The organism is Microbacterium sp. P5_E9 (assembly GCF_054049175.1).
The window spans coordinates 78,870-100,471 of record NZ_JBFUMV010000010.1; the positions used below are offsets into that span (position 1 = coordinate 78,870).

The following is a 21,602-nucleotide window of genomic DNA, read 5'->3' on the forward strand; positions in this document are numbered from 1 at the left end:
CGGACAGGGTGTCGATCACCATTCGTACACCGCTCCCGATGCGCAAGTGAGTGTCACTGGCGGGCACCACGCCAATGGTCGCAACGAACTGTCGGAGTTCAGACGTTCGCCTTCGGCGACCGGACCTACGGTGGGCAGGACGCCCACGGTAGGTGGCTCGAGAAGAACGCCGAGCGCGGCATTGATGCGTGCGCCGACGCTGCGAAGGCCGGCCTCGATCAGCGTGTTTCCGCCGGTATCGGGGCGTAGATCGGTTCGACAGTCGGTGAGGCGATGATTCGCCCGACGAGCTCGATCGGACCCGGTTCGCCGTCGTTCTTTCCCAATTCTTTCTCACGACGCCCCGAGCACCAGAAAAACCCCCGGTAAACCGGGGGTTTTATGGCGGTGACGGTGGGATTTGAACCCACGGTAGGGGGTTACCCTACACAACTTTTCGAGAGTTGCACCTTCGGCCGCTCGGACACGTCACCGCAGAAGAGTTTACGTCACGACGAGCGGCACCGCGAATCAGCACCCTCTCAGACAGCCAGAGCAGAGCGTCAAGGCAGGGACCGACGCGCGGCCAAATGCTGATGCACCGCGGAGATCACCACCGAACCCTCGCCCACGGCTGTCGCCACACGCTTGATCGAACTGCGCCGCGTGTCGCCCACGGCGAAGATCCCTGGAACCGATGACTCCAGCGCCCCGGGCACCGCGCGCCCGCGCCACGGCTCGGGTGCGTCGTCGTCTGCCTCCGACGAGCCCGTGAAGATGAAACCCCACTGGTCACGCAGCACCTCAGGCGGCAGCCATTCGGTCTGGGGACGCGCCCCGATCGTGATGAACAGCGCGTGGCATTCCAGTGTCCGCTGGTCGCCGGAGGGCACGTCCTCGACGACGATCTCCGCGAGACGTTCGCCATGGGCATCGGCGTGGGCGTCCACGACGGCGGTCTCGGGCACGATGTGAACCCCGAGGGCTTCGAGCTGCTCGATCAGGTAGGCCGACATGCTTGCGGCGAGCGACTCCCCTCGAACGATGAGCGAGACGGATGCCGCGTACCGGGCGAGGTGCAGCGCTGCCTGGCCTGCGGAATTGCCGCCACCCACCACGTACACGGTCCTCCCCTGCTGCTCCTTCGCCTCCACCGCCGACGCGCCATAGAAGACGGATGCACCCACAAAGCGTTCGAGTCCGGGCGCGCGCAGCCGTCGGAGCGAGACTCCGGTCGCGAGCACGATGGTGCGAGCCCGCACCTGGTCGCCGCCGTCGACGGTGATCGTGAACGGATCGCCGATCTGCAGCCCCGTGGCGACGCGCGACAGCGCGAAGTCGGTGCCGAAGACCCACGCCTGCTGGTACGCACGGCTCGCGAGCTCGCTGCCGCTCACCCCGCGCGGAAAGCCGAGGTAATTGCGGATGAGCGAACTCGACCCCGCCTGCCCGCCGAGCCCGTCGCCCTCGATCACGACGGTCGACAGGCCCTCGGAAGCCGCGTAGACCGCGGCGGCGAGCCCTGCGGGTCCGGCCCCGACGATCGCGACGTCGACCGGCTCGGTCGGGAGATCGGTGGACATCCCGTGCAGCCGGGCTATCGCGGCATCGTCGGGATTCACGAGCAGCGCACCGTCGACGGTCCGCACGAGCGGCACGCCCGAGTACACCTCCCCCGCCGCGGCGAGGATTCGCACGGCCTCCGGCGACTCCGGCTCGACGACGCTCACCGCCACCCCGCCTCGCGCGAGCTGGGAGCGGACGATGTGCGTGCGCGGCGAGTGGTCCTCGCCGATCACGACGACGGTGCGGCGCCCGCCGGTCGACGCACGCCACTCGCTGAGGAACTCGGTCACGGTGCGGTGAAAGTCCTCGTCCGACGGCGAGCTCGGGCTCACCACGTAGTAATCGATCTGCAGCCGCGACATCAGCTCGAGTACGCGCGCGGCGGTCGAGACGGCCGCCCACTCTCCCCAGCTGATCAGCAGCCCGCGCTTGCCGTCGGGAAAGGTACGGCGCGCATGGCTGAAGACCGACTCGCCGGCGACCCCCCGATCCGGATCCGCCGCCAGGAACAGCGCGACCGAACGCCCCTCGGACTGAAGCCGGTCGAGCACCCCGTGCGGATCGTCCGCCGCGCCGACGATCTCGTAGTCATCGGCATAACGCCGACGAAGGGCAGACTCAGCAGATCCGTCGGCCGCGGCATCCGCGACCAGGATCACCGGCAGCTGCGTCGCTGACTCCCCCATACCCACCACCGTCGAGCTCAGCCGACCTTCTTCGCGACATCCGCGATCAGGTCCACGACCCGCGAGGGATCGTCGATCCCCACCGAGAACACGTAAGTGGCCGCGAACCCCAAGTCGGCGAGCGCCGACACCGTCGGAGCAACCGAGTCCGCCGACGACTGCGGGTTCACCCCGATCATCGCGGTCTTCTCGATGTCGTCGTAGTCCCGCCCGACCGCGTCGCAGTGCCCGCGCAGCACGTCGAGCTTGTGAGTCGGCAGTTCGCCGCTGACGGGGCTGACGCCGAGGTTGCAGGCGTCCGCGTACTGGGCGACCAGGCGCAGTGTCTTCTTCTCGCCCCCGCCGCCGATCATCAGATACGGATGCGGCCGCGTGATGCTCTGCGGAGAGTTCAGCGCGCGCTCCAGCTGCCAGATCGCACCTTCGTACGGCTCCTCCTCCTCGGACCACATCTGCAGGCAGATCTGGATCGTCTCCTCCAGCTGACGGAACCGCTCCGCGACCGGCGGGAACGCAAACCCGAGTCCGCGAGACTCCTGCTCGTTCCACGCGGCGCCGATTCCGAGCCCGACGCGACCGCCGGACAGCACGTCGAGCGTCGTCACCTGCTTCGCGAGCAGCGCCGGCTCGCGGTAGATCACCCCAGTCACGAGCGTGTGCAGCAGCACCTTCTCGGTGTGCGCCACGATGAAGCCGAGAGTGGCATAGGCCTCGAGCATCTCGTGATGCTCAGGACCGATTCCGGGCAGCTGCCAGAAGTGGTCCATGACGGTGATGCGCTGGATGCCGGACGCCTCCGCGTTGCGCACATGCTGTGCGAGCGCAGGCCCGAGCTGCTGCTGTCCGCTGGTCCAGGTGAAGTCAGCGATGTGAAGTCCGAATTCCATCCGGATGGCTCCGTCCATGAGAGGAGTCGGATGCCGCACCCGACCGCACCTTCAGGCTATGGCCCCGCGGCCATCGGCGGGCGGGAACCCGCGCACCCACGGACGCCCGACCCCATCGACAGATGTTCACAAGGAGACTCTGGCCCGCGGCATCCGCCACTGCCAGACTGGCCCCATGAGCGTGATCGAGAATTCGAAAGTCACCGTCGTCGGCGCGGGGGCTGTCGGCTCCAGCGTCGCCTATGCCGCCCTCATCCGGGGTTCGGCGCGGCATGTCGCCCTGTACGACATCGCCACAGAGAAAGTCGAAGCCGAAGTGCTCGACCTCTCGCACGGCAGTCAGTTCACCGGGTCGAGCGACATCATCGGCGGCAGCGACATCTCCGTCGCCGAGGGCTCGCATGTCGTGGTGATCACGGCCGGCGCGAAGCAGAAGCCCGGGCAGTCGCGCATCGAGCTCGCCGGGGTCAACGCCAACATCCTCCGGTCGATGGGCAAGCAGCTTCGCGAGGCCGCCCCTGATGCGATCTTCGTCATCGTGACGAACCCGTGCGACGTGCTGACCGTGCTCGCCCAGGAGTCCACGGGCCTCCCGCCCGAGCGCATCTTCGCATCCGGCACGGTGCTCGACACCTCCCGTCTGCGGTGGGCGCTCGCCCGCCGCGCCGGGGTCTCGACCTCGAGCGTGCACGCCTACATCGTGGGCGAGCACGGCGACACGGAGTTTCCGCTGTGGTCGCACGCGACGATCGGGACAGTGCCGATCCTCGACTGGCAGCCCGAGAACGGCCCGCGGATGACGGTGGCCGAGCTCGACGAGATCGCGATCGACGTTCGGGATGCCGCGTACAAGGTCATCCAGGGCAAGGGTGCGACGAACTACGCCATCGGGCTCTCGTCTGCGCGGATCATCGAGGCGATCCTCAACGACGAGCACGCCGTCATGCCGGTGTCGCCGGTGCTCGATGACTTCCAGGGCGTGAGCGGGGTCGCTCTCTCGGTGCCCTCGATCGTCAGCGCGTCGGGCGCGCGACCGATCCGCGAGACGACCTTCGATGAGCGCGAGCTCGAGCTGTTCCACCGCTCGGCGGACGCGATCCGGGCGAGCGCGGACTCGCTCCGCTGACCTCGCGGCGCAGGCCGCGCCGATTGCACCGAAGGGTGACCCGGAGGGTCGGAAGGGGATGTCGCGGCCCGCGGCTACCCTGAAACCATGGCCACCCGCCGCCCGACCACGGCCCCTTACCGCTGCACCGAATGCGGCTGGACGACCCCGAAATGGGCCGGCCGCTGCGGCGAGTGCCAGCAGTGGGGCACGGTGGTCGAGGCGTCCGAGCAGACCGGGATCCTCCGCACGGTCGCGCCCATCGCACCCTCCGCCGGTCGCGCCGCGCAGCCGATCACGCGCCTGAGCACCGCCGAGGCGCCACGGCGCACGACCGGGGTGGGCGAATTCGACCGCGTCCTCGGCGGCGGGGTCGTTCCCGGTGCGGCGATCCTCCTCTCCGGCGAGCCTGGCGTCGGCAAATCCACGCTGCTGCTCGAGGTCGCCGCGCAATCTGCCCGCGCCGGACGGCGCGTGCTCTACGCGAGCGCCGAGGAGTCGACCGCCCAGGTGCGTCTCCGCGCCGAGCGCACCGGCGCCCTCCACGATGAGCTCTACCTCGCGGCCGAGACCGACCTGGCGACGATCCTCGGGCACGTAGACGAGGTGCGCCCCGAACTCCTCATCGTCGACTCCGTGCAGACGGTCTCGTCCGGCCTGTCCGAGGGCATGGCAGGACACCCGTCGCAGGTGCGGGAAGTGGCATCCACCCTGATCCGCATCGCGAAAGACCGCGGTCTTCCGGTCATCATCGTCGGGCACGTGACGAAGGATGGGTCGATCGCCGGCCCACGCATCCTCGAGCACTTGGTCGATGTCGTCTGCCAGTTCGAGGGCGACCGGCAGACCTCGCTGCGATTCGTCCGGGCCCTCAAGAACCGCTTCGGACCGACGGATGAGGTCGGATGCTTCGACATGACCGGCGCCGGAATCGCCGAGGTGCCCGATCCCAGCGCCCTCTTCCTCGGGCACGGTGACCCGGTTGCCGGAACCTGCGTGACGATCGCCCTCGAGGGCCGCCGCGCCATGCCGGTCGAGGTGCAGGCGCTGACCATCAAGAACGGCGGACCCAACCCGCGCCGCATCGTCAGCGGCGTCGACGGCGCGCGGGTCGCGATGATCCTCGCCGTGCTCGAGCGGCGTGCGGACATCAAAGTGTCAGAACTCGACGTCTACGTGTCGACGGTCGGCGGTGTGCGACTGGTGGAGCCGGCCGCCGACCTCGCCATCGCCATCGCCGTCGCCGGCGCCGTGACAGACCGCCGCCTGCCCCGCGGCGCGGCCGCGATCGGCGAGCTGAGCCTCGCCGGTGAGGTGCGCCCCGTCACGCAGGCGGCGCAGCGCCGCGCCGAGGCCGAGCGGCTCGGGTATCGGACGGTGGTGGATGCCTCGTCCCGCAGCCTCAAGGGAGCCCTCCGCGACCTCGGGGCCGGTGGACGGCCGAGTGCAGGCGAGGGCGTTCCCGACTTCTGAACCCCTTTCTACCGAAGGTAGACGTGGGCGGTAGACTTCTACCATGAGCCTGAACATCAAGAACGAGGAAGTGCACGCCGCCGTGCGCGAACTCGCGCAGGTGCTGGGTGTGAGCCAGACCTCCGCCGTCGAAGTCGCTGTCCGCGCGAAGCTCGCCGAGCTCGACGTCGAGCGCCAGCGAGCCGAGCGGGAGAGGCGGATCCGGCAGGCCGTTGCGGAGTGGCAGGCCCTCCCCGGAATGGCGGACCTTCCCGACCCGGACTTCCTCTACGACCCCGAGACGGGCCTTCCCCGATGATCGTCGACTCGTCCGCGGTCATCGCCATACTCCGTCAGGAGCCCACCCACGAGGTGCTCACTGCGGCCCTCGCTGCCGCGGAGGTGCGCCTCATGTCGGCGGCGACGTATGTCGAAGCGGGAATCGTCGCCGATACCCGCGGGCCTCTGAGTGGGCGCGGCCTCGACGAAGTGCTCGCAGACTTCGCGATCGACATCGTTCCGCTGACTGCCGAGCAGGCGAAGATCGCCCGCCAGGCCTACCGCGATTACGGCCGCGGGTCGGGGCATCCGGCGAATCTGAACTTCGGCGACTGCTTCAGTTACGCACTCGCCGCCGAGCGACGCGAGCCGCTGCTGTTCGTCGGCGACGACTTCGGGCACACCGACATCCGCTCGGCGATCTAGTCAGCAGCCGTCAGGCGTCGAGCGCGCGGATGATCTCGTCGGGTGTCGCCTGCATCGGGTGGGGTCCCGCGATGTCGATGAACACGGTCGTGATCTCGTCGCCGTACACGCCGAGGAAGGCACGCAGCGCGCCGGGCGACTGCAGCGCGACGGCAGGCGGCAGGCTCGCCGGCTTGTGCGCGGCGTCGCTGAAGAGGAGCAGTCCGATGTCGCCGGTGTTCGGGTCGCGGTAGGTCCAGATCTCGCCGGTGTCGAGCGGGTTGTCGCGCGCACCGGGCTTCATGAGCGGAACCACTGTCGGGCCGTGCCGCAGCGCGAACGCGATCGCCGCCATGTCCTGGACCTGGAGTGCGTCGCCGAGCGCCACGTTGCGGAACTCGGGCGGCTCCTTCTTCGAGACCTTCTTCACTCGCTTCTTACCGGCCATCCCTCCAGCGTAAGGGAGCGCCCGGCACCTGGCCTCAGCCGAGGAAGCCGCGCAGCAGCGCCTCGGAACCTGCCAGGTGTTCGAGGATCGCCGCTTCCGCGGCATCCGCTCGCCCCGCCAGAATCGCGGACACGATCTGCTCGTGCTGCTCGTTGGAATGCTCGATGTTGCGCGGCAGCAGCGGGAAGGTGTCGAGCCAGGCGTTGACCCGCGCGCGGTTCTCGGCGACGAGCGCCACCACGGACGGGATGCCCGCGACCTCTGCGATCGTCAGGTGCAGCAGGGTGTCGAGGCGCCGGTAGTCGGTCTCGCCGGCCGCGCTGGCCTCTTCGTGGCGGGTCCACAGCTCGGCGCGCGCAGCGGGCGTGAGGGTGCGACCGGCTGCGGCGCGGGCGGCGCCCGCCTCGAGCACGCGCCGGAGCCCGAGCACGTCTTCGAGTTCGGCGCTCGGCACAGTGCCGGGATCGGCAGGCCGAGGCAGCGGATCCGCGACGAAGGTGCCGCCATACCGCCCGCGCCGGCGCACCAGAAAGCCCGTGTCCGCGAGCTCCCGGATCGCCTCACGCACCGTGTCGCGACTCACCGCGTAGCGCGCCGCGAGCTCCCGCTCGGGCGGCAGCGACTCCCCCGGCGCGACCACGCCGAGCCGGATCGTCTGCACGAGGCGGGCGACGGTGTCCTCGAGCGCGTTGCCCTCGCGCACGGGCCGGTAAACGGCTCGGCGCACCTCGTGCAGCGGCGCGTCGCTCACCGTGTGCCCCGCCGTTCCCGTACCGAACTCAGGAACTCCAGCGGTCCGTGGGGCGGAATGCAGACCCGGAGGCCTCGTCGGCGGGTTCGATCCTGAGAACGGTACACGTCAGCCTCAGAGCGGAGTGACGTAGGCGTTGGTGATCCCGCCGTCGACGACGAAGCTCGACGCCGTGATGAACGAGGCATCGTCGGAGGCGAGGAATGCGACGGCCGCGGCGAGCTCCTCGGGTTCGGCGAAGCGCCCCATCGGCACATGGACGAGCCGCCGCTGCGCACGTTCCGGGTCCTTCGCGAACAGCTCCTGCAGCAGCGGCGTGTTCACCGGACCTGGGCAGAGGGCGTTCACCCGAATCCCCTGCCGGGCGAACTGCACTCCGAGCTCCCGAGTCAGGGCGAGCACCCCGCCCTTGGACGCGGTGTAGCTGATCTGCGACGTCGCCGACCCCAGCAGCGCGACGAACGACGCCGTGTTGATGATCGAGCCGCGCCCCTGCGGCACCATGTGGCGCAGGGCCGCACGCGAGCAGAGGTAGACGCTCTTGAGGTTGACGTCCTGCACCCGATCCCACGCAGGCAGCTCCGTGGTCTCGATCGAGTCGTCGTCAGCGGGCGAGATCCCGGCGTTGTTGAACGCGATGTCGAGGCGCCCGAACTGGTCGGACACCGCGTCGAAGACCTCGTTCACCTGAGTCTCGTCGGACACGTCGAGTCTGCGGAACACTCCGCCGACTTCGGATGCCGCGGCCTCTCCGGCCGTCGGATCGACATCCGCGATGACGACCGTGGCACCCTCGGCCGCGAAGCGCCGCGCAGTCGCAAGGCCGATGCCACTCGCCCCGCCCGTGATGATGGCCACCCGGTCCTTGAGTCGCTGGGTCAGATCCATGGGTTTCCTCCGTTTCGGATGCCGCTGGTCTCAGCACTGCGGAATCTCGGGGTCGTGGGGCAGCAGAAGTGCGACCGGCGGGCCGCGGCGCGGCCGGTCACGAGGCATCCGTCGCGAAGAAGACGTTCTTCGTCTCGGTGAAGTGCTCGGCCGCGTCCGGCCCGAGTTCGCGCCCGAGCCCCGAGGCCTTCATGCCGCCGAACGGCGTCCAGTAGCGGACCGACGAGTGCGAGTTGACCGACAGCACGCCGCTCTTGATCTTGCGAGAGACGCGGATGCCGCGGCCGAGGTTCTCGGTCCAGATCGAACCCGCGAGCCCGTAGATCGTGTCGTTCGCGAGGCTGATGGCATCCTCCTCGTCCTCGAAGGGCAGCACCGCGACGACGGGGCCGAAGACCTCCTCGCGCGCGATGCGGTCGGCACGATCGGCGAGCACGACGGTCGGCGCGAACCAGAACCCGTCGCCGCTGGGAGCCGATCCGCGGAAGGCGACGTCCGCACCGGCGAGGAAGCCTTCGACGGTGGACCGGTGGGACGCCGAGATCAGTGGGCCCATCTGCGTCTCCTCGAGGGAAGGGTCACCCACCCGCCACGCGGCCACCGCCGGTTCGAGCAGTTCGAGGAACCGATCGTAGACGCTCCGCTGCACGAGGATGCGGCTGCGCGCGCAGCAGTCCTGCCCCGCGTTGTCGAACACGGCGCCCGGCGCCATCGCTGCGGCCAGCTCGAGGTTCGCGTCCTCGAAGACCACGTTGGCGCTCTTGCCGCCGAGTTCGAGCGTCACCGGCTTGAGGCCCTGAGCGCAGCCCGCCGCGACGGCGACGCCGACCTCGGTCGAGCCGGTGAAGACGACCTTGCGCACATCAGGGTGGGTCACGAACCGCTGCCCCACGACCGAGCCGGACCCGGTCACGACCGCGAACAGACCCTCGGGCAGCCCCGCCTCGAGTGCGAGCTCGCCCACGCGGATCGCGGTCAGCGGAGTCAGCTCGGCCGGCTTCAGCACGACGGCGTTGCCGGCGGCGAGCGCCGGAGCGAACCCCCAGGACGCGATGGTCATGGGGAAGTTCCACGGCACGATGATCCCGACCACGCCGTAGGGCTCGTGGAAGGTCACGTCCAGCCCGCCCGACACCGGGATCTGCTGCCCGCTCAGGCGCTCCGGCGCCCCCGCGTAGAAGTTCAGCACCTGGGCGACGTGCGACGCCTCCCAGCGCGCGGACTCGATCGGATGCCCGGAGTTCAGCACCTCGAGCTGCGCCAATTCCTCGACGTGCTCCTCGACGACGCGCGCGAAGCGCCGCAGCGCGTCGGCCCGTGCGACCGGCGCGGTCCCGGCCCAGGCCCGCTGGATGTGCACGGCTCGCGAGATCACGGCGTCGACGTCTTCGACCCTCGCCCGCCCGATCTCGCGGATCGGCTGCGCGGTGGCCGGGTTCACGACGGTGAACGTGCCGCTCACGACCCGGCTCCTCGATGCGAGGCGAGACGAAACGCGGATGCCTCGGCCACCAGCCCTGCGAACAGCCGCTTGTCCGCGGTGTTCTCCTCCGGATGCCACTGCACTCCGACCACGTACCCCTCGCCCTCCGACTCGAATGCCTGCACGAGCCCGTCATCGGAGTGCGCGGTGGCGACCAGGCCTTCGCCCAGCCGGTCGACGCCCTGGTGGTGGTAGCTGTGCACGTCGAACTCCCCCGCGCCGAGCTGGCGCGCGATCCGCGTCCCGCCGTCGATCTCCACGGTGTTGGTGGCGAACACGCCGCCGCCGATCCGGTACCGCTCGGTGCCGTAGACCTCGGGCAGATGCTGGTGGAGTGTGCCGCCTCGCGCGACGTTCACGAGCTGCAGCCCGCGGCAGATGGCGAGCACCGGCATCCGTCGCTCCTCCGCCCCGCGGAAGAGGGCGAGTTCCCACGCATCGCGGTCGGGACGCGCGGGATCGGTGAGCGGATGCCGCTGCGCACCGTACAGCTCCGGTTGGACGTCGAGCCCCCCGGTGAGGATGAGCCCGTCGAGTCCGTCGAGCACGGCCGGGGCCGCGGCATCGGGATCCTGCTGCGGAGGGAGTAGCACCGCGATCCCGCCCGCGGCGGTGACCGAGTCGAAGTACTGCTGCGGGAGGAACGCGGCGCGCACCTCCCAGACCCCCTGCTTCGCCTGTTCGAGGTAGGTGGTCAGGCCGATCACCGGCCGGCGACCCTCAGAGTCGTTCGAAACCACGCACCCGCTCCCAGTCCGTCACGGCGGAATCGTAGGCTTCGACCTCGATGCGCGCCTGGTTGAGGTAGTGCTCGACCATCTCGTCGCCGAAAGCCTCTCGTGCCAGCGTCGACTCCGCGAACAGCGCCGCGGCTTCGCGCAGCGTCGTGGGCAGGTGCTCGACCTCCGAGGTGTAGGCGTTGCCGGCGAGCGGATCCGGCAGCGTCAGCCTGTTCTCGACGCCGTGGAGTCCGCCCGCGATGATCGCGGCGATCCCGAGGTACGGGTTCACGTCACCGCCGGGCACGCGGTTCTCGACGCGCAGCGACGAGCCGTGGCCGATCACCCGCAGCGCGCAGGTGCGGTTGTCGACGCCCCAGGCCACCCCCGTCGGGGCGAAGCTGCCCTTCGCGTAGCGCTTGTACGAGTTGATGTTCGGGGCGTACAGCAGGGTGAACTCGCGCAGGGTCGCGAGGATCCCGGCGATCCAGCTCTCCATGAGCGGGCTGAATCCGTGTGCGCCGTCGCCCGCCATCACCGGCTCCCCCGCCTCCGAGCGCACCGACAGGTGGATGTGGCAGCTGTTGCCCTCACGCTCATTGAACTTCGCCATGAAGGTCAGCGCCTTGCCGTGCTGCTCCGCGATCTCCTTCGCGCCGTTCTTGTAGATGGCGTGCTGATCTGCGGTTTCGATCACCTCCGCATATCGGAACGCGATCTCCTGCTGGCCGAAGTTGCACTCCCCCTTGACGCCCTCGCAGTACAGACCAGCGCCTTCCATGCCGCGGCGGATGTCGCGCAGCAGCGGTTCGAGTCGGGTCGAGGCGAGCAGGTTGTAGTCGACGTTGTAGTCCGTCGACGGGGTGAGTGCGCGGTAGCCCTTGGCCCAGGCATCCCGATATGTGTCGTCGAAGACGATGAATTCGAGTTCCGTGCCGGAGTAGGCGACGAGGCCACGCTCGGCGAGGCGCGCGGTCTGGCGCTTGAGGATCTCACGCGGTGACTGCACCACGGGCGCGCCACCCTCCCACGCGAGGTCGGCCATCACGAGCGCGGTGCCGGGGAGCCACGGGATTCGGCGCAGCGTCGCGGGGTCGGAGAGCAGGAGCATGTCGCCGTAGCCGGTCTCMCAGCTCGACATCGTGTACCCGTCGACGGTGTTCATGTCGACATCGACCGAGAGCAGGTAGTTGCAGGCTTCAGCCCCGTGCGGCAGCACCGTCTCGAGGAAGAAGCGCGCCGATACGCGCTTGCCCACGAGCCGGCCCTGGGCGTCGGCGAAAGCCACGATCACGGTGTCGGTCTCGCCGCGCGCGATCGACGCTTCGAGGTCGGCGATCGTCAGGTTTCCGCTCATCGTCGGGCTCCTCCATACGGTCGTTGGGCGACATGATCCGACCTTTAGATCGGCTGGCGCCACCAGTCGACCCTAACCCTAGTGAGCGATCCCCCCTTAAAGGTAGACATCAGGTACCAATAGGCCCCACAATCATGCCAACGCGCCCGCATCCCCGAAGTGCGCGAACCCGCGACTGTCCTGGAGGACGGATGTCAGAGAACAAGAGCTCCGTGGCTGGTGTCACGTATACCAAAGCAGGCGAGGGCTACTTCGAGAAACGCCAGCTCCGCCGGTCCGCAGGCGTGTGGGGGCTGTGGGGGCTGGGCGTCGCCGCCGTCATCTCCGGCGACTTCTCCGGCTGGAATGTCGGTCTCGGCACCACCGGCTGGGGGGCGATGCTGATCGGCACGCTGCTGATCATCGTCATGTTCTTCACGATGATCTTCTCGATCGGCGAGATGTCGGCGGCCATGCCGCACACGGGCGGGGCCTACTCCTTCTCCCGCGCAGCCATGGGACCGTGGGGCGGATTCGTCACCGGATACTCCGAGACGATCGAGTACGTCGTGACGACCGCGGTCATCGTCTGGTTCTCCGGCGTCTACGCCGACTCCGCGCTGTCGACCCTGACCGGCGTCTCGCTGCCCGCGCCGGTCTGGTGGGCGATCCTGTACGTCCTGTTCATCGGCCTCAACTCGCTCGGAGCATCGATCGGCTTCCGCTTCGCCCTCGTCGTCGCGATCATCTCGATCGGCGTGATCGTCTTCTTCGCGATCGCCGCGTTCGCGACCGGTTCGGTCGACTTCGCCAACCTGTTCGACATCGCGCCGACCGAGGGCAACACCGACTTCCTGCCGTTCGGCGGCATCGGCATCCTGTTCGCCCTGCCCTTCGCGATCTGGTTCTTCCTCGGCATCGAGGAGCTGCCGCTCGCTGCCGAGGAGTCGAACGACCCGACCAAGGACATCCCGAAAGCCGGCGTGTGGGGCATCATCACCCTCGCGGTGACCGCCCTCATCGTCCTGTTCCTCAACCCGGCCGTGACGGGCACGGCCGCGATCACTGTCTCGCCCGGTGACGGCGACGAGCCGCTGCTCGCCGGCTTCCGCGTCTTCCTTCCGGAGAGCGCCGCCGCCGTGCTGGCGCTGTTCGCGCTGGTGGGACTGCTCGCCTCGCTCCAGGGCATCATGTTCGCGTACGGCCGCAACATGTACTCGCTGTCACGCGCTGGCTACTACCCGAAGTTCCTCTCCCTGACGGGCAAGAAGCACCAGACCCCCTGGGTGGCGCTGGTCGTCGGCGGGATCCTCGGGTATCTGATCCTCGTGCTCGTGCTCCTCGTCATCCCGAGCATCGACGAGGCTGCCGCCGGCTCGGCGAGCGGCGTGATCCTCTTCATCGCCGTCTTCGGCGCGGTCATCTCGTACATGATGCAGATGGTCGCGTTCGTCGTGCTGCGCCGCCGCTTCCCGGACGCGAAGCGCCCGTGGATCTCGCCCACCGGCGTCTGGGGAGCCGTGGTCGCCTTCCTGATCGCGTTCGCGTCGTTCCTCGGCATCCTGTTCAACAGCGTCTTCGCGACCGCCGTGACGACCTTCCTGATCGTCTTCGTCGTCGGCATCGTGCTGTTCGCCCTGGTCGGTCGCAAGCGCCTCGTCCTCTCTCCGGAAGAGGAGTACGCCCTGTCGGGCGGCAAGCACGGCGACCCGCAGGCCGAGGGCTACGACGCCATGGAGGGCGAGGTCTTCGACATCAAAAAGTGATCGAGCCCCATCGGGGATGGACACCAACGGGGGCGGGGGCCGGCGCACGGGGGGGTTCGCCGGCCCCTCAGCGTTTGGAGGCATCTTCTGGACAATCGGATGCCGCGGTCCCAACCTTCGGTCTCAGTAATGCGGGTTCGCAGGGCTCTGAAGCAGCAGAAGTGAGACCGGCGGGCTCAACCCGCGCAGAGCGGATGCGGCGGGCCGCGGCATCCGGGTCAGCGCAGGATGAACTGGGCCGACTGGTTCGACACGATCCCGCCGACTTCGACGTCCAGATGGTACGAAGCTCCGCCGCCAGGTGCTACCGGACGGTTCGCGTCACCGCAGGTGGAGACGGAGGAACGGGTGCGGTCCCAGACCACCGGCACCGCGCTTGCCACGGTCTGACCGGCGGCCAGCGTTACGATCATGTCGCTCGGTTCGGTCTGGCAGTCTGTTGAGCGCCACCACGTGTCGTTACCGCTCGTGATGGTGAAGGCCTGCGTGCTAGTGCCGACATTGAGCGTGCAGTCCAGGCCGCCGGTGTTCGTCAGCCGGATCGAAAGCTGCGGATTCTGGCCGGCGCCGTAGGTTGAGGCATCCGTCACGGGCTCCACGGTGATCGCCCGCGTGACGCAGGGCTTCGCCGTCCCGGTCTCGGCCACCGTGGCTGTCGGAGACGGGGTGCCGGACGGCGTGGCGCTCGGGGTCGGCGTCGTCGACGGAGACGTGCTCGGCGCTTCATCCGGGGTAGCGCTCGGGGTCAGCGAGACCGACGCGGACTGCTTCGGGGCAGCTGCGCTCCGCGCCGCAGCCCAGGCCTGCCACGGCTGCGCGATCAGGAGCCAGGCGATCGCGGCGGCGATCGCGAGCACGAGGATCAGCAGAAGCAGGCGTCGCCGACGGTAGACCGCCGGGGAGTGGCGCCTGCGCCGCCGATCGTTGCTCATGCTTCCAGGCTAAGCCGGACCATCGAACACGTCGACCACGGCGCGCGCTGGGGGCTCACCGCCGCCGAAGCATCCTGTTACGCCCGCCTGGTCACTTTCCGCGGCTCTTGCCGTGGCCCTTGACCGGGGCGGGGGCAACGACGGGTTCGGTCACGATGGTCGTCGCGGGAGGGGCCGCGGCAGGTGTCGTTGAGCTGGAGCAGTCGAACGTCCACGTGCGGCTTTCGGTGGACGACGAGCTGTCGGCGAGGATGTAGGACCAACCCAGGCTGTACACGGTAGTACTCGGCGCTTTGAACGCGACCGGCCCTGTCGCTGCGCCATCGGAGGCATTGATATCGAAGACGCCGCTGACGGCGATGACCTGCACCTTGTCCCCTGAAACCGCGGGCGACACCGTGACCGAGAGGATCTCCCCCGCCTGCAGCCCAACACTTGAGAACCCGGCCGAAGACCCCACGACCTTGACCCCCTCGAACGACGCACACGAGAGCGTCGCGGTGACGGTCGGCGCAGGCGCAGGCGCGGGCCGCGCGGATGCCGGCGCAGCCACCGCGGTCAAGGCGATCACCAGTCCGAACGCGGCGCCGAGCGCGCCGATCACCTTCTTTTGTGTACGCATTTTGGAGCCTCGTTCTTCTCAGCGGACGTGTTTTCGGGTCACACACTCGCCCGTCGAGAAGACGGACTCACCTATACATCTTTAGCAGACGTAACACTGGTAACACCACGCCGAAGATTTGTTCTCACACGATCCTCATACGAGCTGAGAGGGTGATTTCGCCCTAAAGAACCTTCAGCATGCGGGTGTTGCCGAGCGTGTTCGGCTTGACGTGCGCGAGGTCGAGGAATTCGGCAACGCCCTCGTCGGGCGAGCGGATGAGCTGCGAGTACACGTCGGGATCGACGACCTGCTCGCCGATCGGCGAGAATCCACGACGGGTGAAGAAGTCGACTTCGAACGTGAGGCAGAAGAGCCGGGTGAGCCCGAGCGTGCGCGCGCTGCCCTCGAGTCCCTGCACGATCGCGCGCCCCACGCCGTGGTGCAGCCACTCATCGAGGACGATGAGCGTACGGATCTCGCCGAGGTCCTCCCAAATCACGTGCAGCGCGCCGCAGCCGATCAGTCGCCCGTTCGCGTCCTCGGCAACCTGGAACTGCTGCACCGACTCGTAGAGCACCACGATGTCCTTGCCCAGCAGGATTCGCCGCTGGACGAACGGCTCGAGCATCTCCCAGATGCCGCGCACGTCGGCGGTCCGCGCCGGCCGCACGCTGAATTCGCTCACCCGCCCAGCCTAAGGTCGGTTCGCATCGAAAGACGAAAGAGCGGATGCCGCGCCCTGAGGCAGCGGCATCCGCTCTTCGTATCGTTCAGACTGGCTCAGTCGGAGTTGATGACCAGATCCGGGGTGCCCGAGATCGCTCCGCTGTTGACGACGCCGACGGCGACCTTCTCGCCGCGCGGCCCGTGCTCGAAGGTGAACTCGCCGTTCTCGGCATCCACCTTCACGTGATCGCCCGAGTTGAGCTCGCCGTGCAGGATCTTCTCGCTGAGGCGATCCTCGATCTCGTGCTGCATCGCGCGCCGCAGCGGACGAGCGCCAAGGGCAGGATCGAACCCGATCTGGATGAGCTTCTCCTTGGCCGCGCGCGACAGCTCGATCGTCATGTCGCGGTCGAGCAGGCGCGTGCCGAGCCGCTTGGTGAACAGATCCACGATCTGGATCAGCTCCTCCTTGTCGAGCTGCGGGAACACGATGATGTCATCGACGCGGTTGAGGAACTCGGGCTTGAAGTGCCGCTTGAGCTCTTCCTTGACCTTGCCCTGCATCCGGTCGTACGACGTCGCGGTGTCACCCTCGACCTGGAAGCCGACCGGGCCACCGGCGATGTCGCGCGCGCCGAGGTTGGTGGTCATGATGATGACGGTGTTCTTGAAGTCGATCATGCGACCCTKACCGTCGGTCAGGCGACCCTCTTCGAGGATCTGCAGGAGCGAGTTGAAGATGTCCGGGTGCGCCTTTTCGATCTCGTCGAACAGCACGACCGAGAACGGCTTGCGCCGCACCTTCTCGGTGAGCTGGCCGCCCTCTTCGAAGCCGACGAAACCAGGAGGCGCACCGAACAGGCGCGAGACAGTGTGCTTCTCACCGAACTCCGACATGTCGAGCGAGATGAGCGCGGCCTCGTCGTCGAAGAGGAACTCCGCGAGCGCCTTGGCGAGCTCGGTCTTTCCGACACCCGTGGGGCCGGCGAAGATGAACGAGCCGTTCGGCCGCTTCGGGTCCTTCAGTCCGGCGCGCTGACGACGGATCGTCTTGGCGAGGGCGGCGATCGCCTCTTCCTGGCCGATGACGCGCTGGTGCAGCGCCCGCTCCATGAAGACGAGCCGGCTGGACTCCTCTTCGGTGAGCTTGAAGACCGGGATGCCGGTGGCCTGGGCGAGCACCTCGGCGATCAGTCCTTCATCGACAACCGCGTGGGATGCGACGTCGCCCGTGCGCCACTGCTTCTCGAGGCGGAGACGCTCAGCGAGGAGGGACTTCTCCTCGTCTCGCAACGACGCGGCCTTCTCGAAGTCCTGGTCTTCGCTCGCCTGCTCCTTGTCTTCGCGGACCTTGGCGATCCGCTCATCGAATTCGCGCAGCTCCGGCGGGCTCGACAGAATCGACAGGCGCAGGCGGGCGCCGGCCTCGTCGATCAGGTCGATGGCCTTGTCGGGCAGGAACCGGTCGCTGATGTAGCGGTCGGCGAGGTTCGCCGCCGCGACGATCGCGCCGTCGGTGATCTGCACCTTGTGGTGCGCCTCGTACCGGTCGCGCAGACCCTTCAAGATGTTGATGGTGTGCGGCAGGCTCGGCTCGGCGACCTGGATCGGCTGGAAGCGACGCTCGAGCGCGGCATCCTTCTCGAAGTGCTTGCGGTACTCGTCGAGCGTGGTCGCGCCGATCGTCTGCAGCTCGCCGCGGGCGAGGAGCGGCTTCAGAATGGATGCCGCGTCGATCGCACCCTCGGCAGCACCGGCCCCGACCAGCGTGTGGATCTCGTCGATGAAGACGATGATGTCGCCGCGGGTGCGGATCTCCTTGGTGACCTTCTTGAGGCGCTCCTCGAAGTCACCCCGGTAGCGGGAACCGGCGATGAGCGAGCCGAGGTCGAGCGAGTACAGCTGCTTGTCCTTGAGCGTCTCGGGCACGTCGTTCTTGACGATGGCCTGGGCGAGGCCCTCGACGACGGCGGTCTTGCCGACGCCGGGCTCGCCGATCAGGACGGGGTTGTTCTTGGAGCGACGGGACAAGATCTGCATGACCCGCTCGATCTCCTTCTCGCGCCCGATCACGGGGTCGAGCTTGTTCTCGCGCGCAGCCTGCGTCAGGTTGCGACCGAACTGGTCGAGCACCTGCGAGCCGCCCTGGGCCTGCGCAGTGCTGTCGTGGGCAGCGCCCGAGACGGCGGCCGGCTCCTTGCCCTGGTAGCCCGAGAGCAGCTGGATGACCTGCTGACGCACCTTGTTGAGGTCGGCGCCGAGCTTGACCAACACCTGGGCGGCGACACCCTCGCCCTCGCGGATAAGACCGAGAAGGATGTGCTCGGTGCCGATGTAGTTGTGGCCGAGCTGCAGCGCTTCGCGCAGGCTCAGCTCGAGCACCTTCTTGGCGCGCGGCGTGAACGGGATGTGCCCGGTCGGCTGCTGCTGGCCCTGGCCGATGATGTCCTGCACCTGCTCGCGCACGGCGTCGAGCGAGATACCGAGCGACTCCAGAGCCTTGGCGGCTACGCCTTCACCCTCGTGGATGAGACCCAGCAGGATGTGCTCGGTGCCGATGTAGTTGTGGTTGAGCATCTTCGCCTCTTCTTGGGCGAGGACGACGACACGACGGGCGCGGTCTGTGAATCTCTCGAACATCGTTCAACTCCTTCGGGGCACGCGGGTCGGTTGACTCCTCGCGCGCCGTACTTCGAGGGTAACGAGCGTCCGGATGCCGTATGCCGTTGTTCGCCGTAGGCATAGCGCAGCGACATCCGCTCATAATGCCCGGTGTCAGGAGTTGGTGCCGTAGATGGGCAGCTTGAGTCCGAGGAACCCGCCCTTGGTGAGGATGAGCTGGACGTCGCTGCTCTCTTCGAGGTCGTTGACAGCGGCGACCTGGCCCTGGCCGACCATGTCCATCGTGCACACCTGGTCAGCCTTGGGCTCCTGGAACGTGACGGTGACTTCTGCCGGGCCGGTGGCGGCGACATCCTCGATCACTGGAACGCAGGTGGAGGAGCCCCAGGTCAGGATCACGAACTGACCTGAAGCGGTCGCCCAGCCGGCGCTCGGCTTGAAATCGGTCTCGCCTCCGGACGCGAGTCCCGCAACGCCTGCGAGCTCGACTTCTCCGTAGTAGTTGTCGCCGTTGACCTCGACCGCGAGGTCCTCCTCCGGGTCGACATCCTCCGGCACGCCGACGAGTGTCACCCGGGGCACCAGGTCCGCGGTGCACGCCTTGTCGCCCTCAGGCGCAGCGAGCTCGACCTGCAGAACTCCGTCCTCGTACTTGGCCTCATCGGCGAGGCCGGGCACGCACGTGGAGCTGCCGAGCGTCACCAATCCGATCAGGCGGCCACTGTCGAGCCAGGCCGCGCCGAGGTCGGGATCCGGCTCGACCGTGCTCTGCGTGGTGGGCTCGGTTGATGGGGATTCACCGGACGAAGTGGCGCAACCGGCGAGCGCGAGGCTCACGAGAGCCAATGCTGTCAGACCGGATAGCAGAGCGGAACGAGACATGAGCAAGCCTTTCGACGAGGATGCCGCACATGCGGGCCGMGCGCACCCCCGCGCCCGGTTTCTCCATAGTGGCCCAGCCGGCTGGGGATCGCACGGAAATCCTGTTGCGACGTGATCACGGCCGGTCAGACACGGCAGTGCTCGCTACACTCGCCTTGTGACCAGGGACCTCGCGACCCCTGGATCCGGACTTCCCACCAGACCTCGCCCTCCGATAGTCGTCAACTGCCGATTCCTGACCCGCCCCGTCACCGGGGTGGAGCGCTTTGCCGAGGAACTCACGACCAGTCTCGCGGAACTGCGGGATGACCTCCTTCTGGTGGCACCCGCTGGAGACCTGCGGAAGACCGAGATCGGCGGGCAGCCGGTGCACCGCGTCGGCAGGTTACGCGGGCACGTGTGGGAGCAGAGCGAGCTCCCACGCTTCGCCCATCGTCACGGCAATGCCATCATGCTGAACCTGGCGAACACAGGCCCCGCCTTCTCCCGGGAGCAGATCGTCGCGATCCACGACATCAACCATCGGCGTCATCCCGGCAGCTATTCATGGCGCTTTCGCACGCTCTACCGCGCCCTGACACCGCTGCTCGTCCGCAACGCCGCCGCCGTGGTGACCGTCTCTCAGTTCTCGAAGCAGGAGATCGCCGCCTATTACGTTCGGGCAGATGGCATTTTCGTCATCCCCAACGCGGTCGGCGAGTGGGTGCACGTCCCTGGGCGAAAGCCTGCCGGAGCTGTGGATGACGAGTTCTTCCTGCTCGTGGGATCGCCGAGCGCGCATAAGAACATAGATGTCGCGATCGCCGGGTTCCTGGGGTACCGGGCAGCCGGAGGGAGGGCACGTCTGATCCTGGCAGGGGCGCCACACGCTTCACTCGCAGCCAGGACCCCTCATGCCGTGGATGACGTCCGGGCCATTGGCCGCGTGGCGGATGAGGAGCTCGCTTGGCTCTACCAACATTGCAAGGCGTTCCTTTTTCCGTCCACTTACGAGGGCTTCGGCATCCCGCCGATCGAAGCCCAAGCCGTCGGCGCCCCCGTGTTGGCCTCGGATATCCCAGCTCTCCGCGAAGTGCTTAGACCGGAAAGCGCACTGTGGTTTGCTCCTGGCGAGCCCGCCCAGATCGCCCGCGCCCTCGGCGTCGTTGACAGCGATCCGGCTCGGATGGAACAGCTCTCAGAGGAAGGGCGACGCAACGCGGACCGATTCTCTTGGCGAGACTCGGCGAGCGCCCTGTCGGAGCTCATCGACCGCATCGGCGACAGCCGGCTAAATACCCGTTGAGCGATCGACCATGGGACGCATTCAGTCGGTGCGCCCGCGCACCGCACTCGGGTTGAGCAACGCGGCAGGATCTTCGGCAGCGGTGAGGTACGCGGCCAAGTCGGGATGCGGCATCCCGAACAGCAATGCACCGAGTCGTGCCAGCGGATCGACCTCCTCGCGCACCATCTGAAGATAGGCCTCGTCGCCACGGCCCTGGGGGTCGATGATGTCGTCAGCACCTTCAATATCGGCCATCGCTCGCGAATCGGCAAGGCGCTCGACGAGACGTCGAAGGTCTTGGAGAGACGTCGGCGGCGATGGCGCCTCGAAGCCCTCGGCGATACGCCCCGCCTCTCGGATCGTGAACGTCCTTCGCACCGCTGACGGCACCTGGCTGAGCACCTTATCGAGCTGACGTCGGCTCGCCACGAGCACCAGATCCGCCTCGGCCAGGAGGGTGTCCTCCACCTGAGCGGCGCGGTGCGTGGACCCATCCGCGCCGAGCGCGCTGACGATCGCCAGAACCCGGTCCCCCATGGGAGTGCCCACCGGCGCCGCGAATCCGGCGCTTCCGACGCAGACCGATTCCGCGAGTTCGGGCGGGAGGTACCACCGCGCCCACTGGCGAAGGAGGGTGGCAGCGAGCGCGGAGCGGTGCACGTTTCCCGTGCACAGCGTGACGATGGAGAATCGGTCGCTCATTCCACCCCCTGGAATCCCCGCCGGGCCGCCAACAGACTGCGGGTACGTGTCGATCCTACGATCGACCTCCGATCGTTCGCCCTCGTTCCGCCGCACCCACCAAGATGGAGCAGAGGAACCGAACCTGGAGGAGCCCTGCGCATACTGCGGATCTCACACAGCGCCACCGTTGCCGCG

At 68.0% G+C, this 21,602-nt stretch carries 20 protein-coding genes and 1 tRNA gene; 6 read left to right on the plus strand and 15 right to left on the minus strand.

The window, feature by feature from the left end; translation table 11 throughout:
- Positions 1-382 precede the first annotated feature (382 nt).
- From ACXJ3V_RS13345 to ACXJ3V_RS13355, 3 genes are all read right to left on the minus strand, one after another.
- Positions 383-473 (minus strand) — tRNA-Ser (locus ACXJ3V_RS13345).
- Positions 474-542: 69 nt separating this feature from the next.
- A complete protein-coding gene (locus ACXJ3V_RS13350; protein ID WP_457100800.1) occupies positions 543-2,231 on the minus strand; it encodes an FAD-dependent oxidoreductase in 1,689 nt (562 codons plus the stop codon).
- 17 nt (positions 2,232-2,248) lie between these two features.
- The gene (locus ACXJ3V_RS13355) at positions 2,249-3,136 is read right to left on the minus strand and encodes an LLM class F420-dependent oxidoreductase (protein WP_457100801.1); all 888 of its coding nucleotides are present in this window, start codon (positions 3,134-3,136) and stop codon (positions 2,249-2,251) included.
- A gap of 157 nt (positions 3,137-3,293) precedes the next feature.
- Between ACXJ3V_RS13355 and ACXJ3V_RS13360 the strand changes: the two genes are divergently transcribed.
- From ACXJ3V_RS13360 to ACXJ3V_RS13375, 4 genes are all read left to right on the plus strand, one after another.
- Entirely contained in the window at positions 3,294-4,244 is a 951-nt protein-coding gene (locus tag ACXJ3V_RS13360) for an L-lactate dehydrogenase (RefSeq protein WP_457100802.1), read from the plus strand.
- An 87-nt stretch (positions 4,245-4,331) separates the two neighbouring features.
- Positions 4,332-5,696, plus strand: a complete 1,365-nt coding sequence (gene radA / locus ACXJ3V_RS13365) for a DNA repair protein RadA (RefSeq protein WP_457100803.1) — start codon at positions 4,332-4,334, stop codon at positions 5,694-5,696.
- A 43-nt stretch (positions 5,697-5,739) separates the two neighbouring features.
- Positions 5,740-5,994 (plus strand): type II toxin-antitoxin system VapB family antitoxin, encoded by a 255-nt coding sequence (locus tag ACXJ3V_RS13370; protein WP_457100804.1) that lies wholly within the window; start codon positions 5,740-5,742, stop codon positions 5,992-5,994.
- Positions 5,991-6,380 carry a type II toxin-antitoxin system VapC family toxin gene (locus tag ACXJ3V_RS13375; RefSeq protein ID WP_457100805.1) on the plus strand — a complete coding sequence of 130 codons (390 nt, stop codon included), beginning with the start codon at positions 5,991-5,993 and terminating at the stop codon, positions 6,378-6,380. Before ACXJ3V_RS13370 ends, ACXJ3V_RS13375 begins: the two co-directional genes overlap by 4 nt.
- Positions 6,381-6,390: 10 nt before the next feature.
- Here the strand turns inward: ACXJ3V_RS13375 and ACXJ3V_RS13380 are convergent, their stop codons facing one another.
- The 6 genes from ACXJ3V_RS13380 to ACXJ3V_RS13405 form a co-directional block, all read right to left on the minus strand.
- Positions 6,391-6,807: a dehydrogenase gene (locus ACXJ3V_RS13380; RefSeq protein WP_457100806.1), complete on the minus strand. Its 417-nt coding sequence runs from the start codon at positions 6,805-6,807 to the stop codon at positions 6,391-6,393.
- A gap of 34 nt (positions 6,808-6,841) precedes the next feature.
- A complete protein-coding gene (locus ACXJ3V_RS13385) occupies positions 6,842-7,558 on the minus strand; it encodes a FadR/GntR family transcriptional regulator (protein ID WP_457100807.1) in 717 nt (238 codons plus the stop codon).
- 114 nt (positions 7,559-7,672) lie between these two features.
- Positions 7,673-8,446 (minus strand): 3-oxoacyl-ACP reductase, encoded by a 774-nt coding sequence (locus ACXJ3V_RS13390; RefSeq protein WP_457100808.1) that lies wholly within the window; start codon positions 8,444-8,446, stop codon positions 7,673-7,675.
- A gap of 97 nt (positions 8,447-8,543) precedes the next feature.
- Positions 8,544-9,908, minus strand: coding sequence for an aldehyde dehydrogenase family protein (locus tag ACXJ3V_RS13395; protein WP_457100809.1), 1,365 nt, complete (start codon positions 9,906-9,908; stop codon positions 8,544-8,546).
- The gene (locus tag ACXJ3V_RS13400) at positions 9,905-10,669 is read right to left on the minus strand and encodes a gamma-glutamyl-gamma-aminobutyrate hydrolase family protein (protein ID WP_457100810.1); all 765 of its coding nucleotides are present in this window, start codon (positions 10,667-10,669) and stop codon (positions 9,905-9,907) included. The genes ACXJ3V_RS13395 and ACXJ3V_RS13400 overlap by 4 nt, the downstream gene beginning before the upstream one ends.
- Positions 10,650-12,005, minus strand: a complete 1,356-nt coding sequence (locus ACXJ3V_RS13405; RefSeq protein WP_457100811.1) for a glutamine synthetase family protein — start codon at positions 12,003-12,005, stop codon at positions 10,650-10,652. Before ACXJ3V_RS13405 ends, ACXJ3V_RS13400 begins: the two co-directional genes overlap by 20 nt.
- A 191-nt stretch (positions 12,006-12,196) precedes the next feature.
- Between ACXJ3V_RS13405 and ACXJ3V_RS13410 the strand changes: the two genes are divergently transcribed.
- Entirely contained in the window at positions 12,197-13,750 is a 1,554-nt protein-coding gene (locus ACXJ3V_RS13410; RefSeq protein ID WP_457100812.1) for an amino acid permease, read from the plus strand.
- A gap of 218 nt (positions 13,751-13,968) precedes the next feature.
- Here the strand turns inward: ACXJ3V_RS13410 and ACXJ3V_RS13415 are convergent, their stop codons facing one another.
- The 5 genes from ACXJ3V_RS13415 to ACXJ3V_RS13435 all read right to left on the minus strand — a co-directional run bounded on the left by ACXJ3V_RS13415 (position 13,969) and on the right by ACXJ3V_RS13435 (position 19,456).
- Positions 13,969-14,682 carry a hypothetical protein gene (locus ACXJ3V_RS13415; protein ID WP_457100813.1) on the minus strand — a complete coding sequence of 238 codons (714 nt, stop codon included), beginning with the start codon at positions 14,680-14,682 and terminating at the stop codon, positions 13,969-13,971.
- A gap of 91 nt (positions 14,683-14,773) precedes the next feature.
- Positions 14,774-15,304, minus strand: coding sequence for a hypothetical protein (locus tag ACXJ3V_RS13420; RefSeq protein WP_457100814.1), 531 nt, complete (start codon positions 15,302-15,304; stop codon positions 14,774-14,776).
- Positions 15,305-15,467: 163 nt separating this feature from the next.
- Positions 15,468-15,971: an amino-acid N-acetyltransferase gene (locus tag ACXJ3V_RS13425; RefSeq protein ID WP_457100815.1), complete on the minus strand. Its 504-nt coding sequence runs from the start codon at positions 15,969-15,971 to the stop codon at positions 15,468-15,470.
- A gap of 95 nt (positions 15,972-16,066) precedes the next feature.
- A complete protein-coding gene (locus ACXJ3V_RS13430) occupies positions 16,067-18,592 on the minus strand; it encodes an ATP-dependent Clp protease ATP-binding subunit (protein ID WP_457100816.1) in 2,526 nt (841 codons plus the stop codon).
- A gap of 135 nt (positions 18,593-18,727) precedes the next feature.
- On the minus strand, positions 18,728-19,456 hold the full coding sequence (locus tag ACXJ3V_RS13435) for a hypothetical protein (protein WP_457100817.1): 729 nt from the start codon (positions 19,454-19,456) through the stop codon (positions 18,728-18,730).
- Positions 19,457-19,613: 157 nt separating this feature from the next.
- Between ACXJ3V_RS13435 and ACXJ3V_RS13440 the strand changes: the two genes are divergently transcribed.
- Entirely contained in the window at positions 19,614-20,741 is a 1,128-nt protein-coding gene (locus ACXJ3V_RS13440) for a glycosyltransferase family 4 protein (protein WP_457100818.1), read from the plus strand.
- 21 nt (positions 20,742-20,762) lie between these two features.
- Here the strand turns inward: ACXJ3V_RS13440 and ACXJ3V_RS13445 are convergent, their stop codons facing one another.
- On the minus strand, positions 20,763-21,425 hold the full coding sequence (locus tag ACXJ3V_RS13445; protein WP_457100819.1) for an arsenate reductase/protein-tyrosine-phosphatase family protein: 663 nt from the start codon (positions 21,423-21,425) through the stop codon (positions 20,763-20,765).
- Between the last annotated feature and the right edge of the window lie 177 nt (positions 21,426-21,602).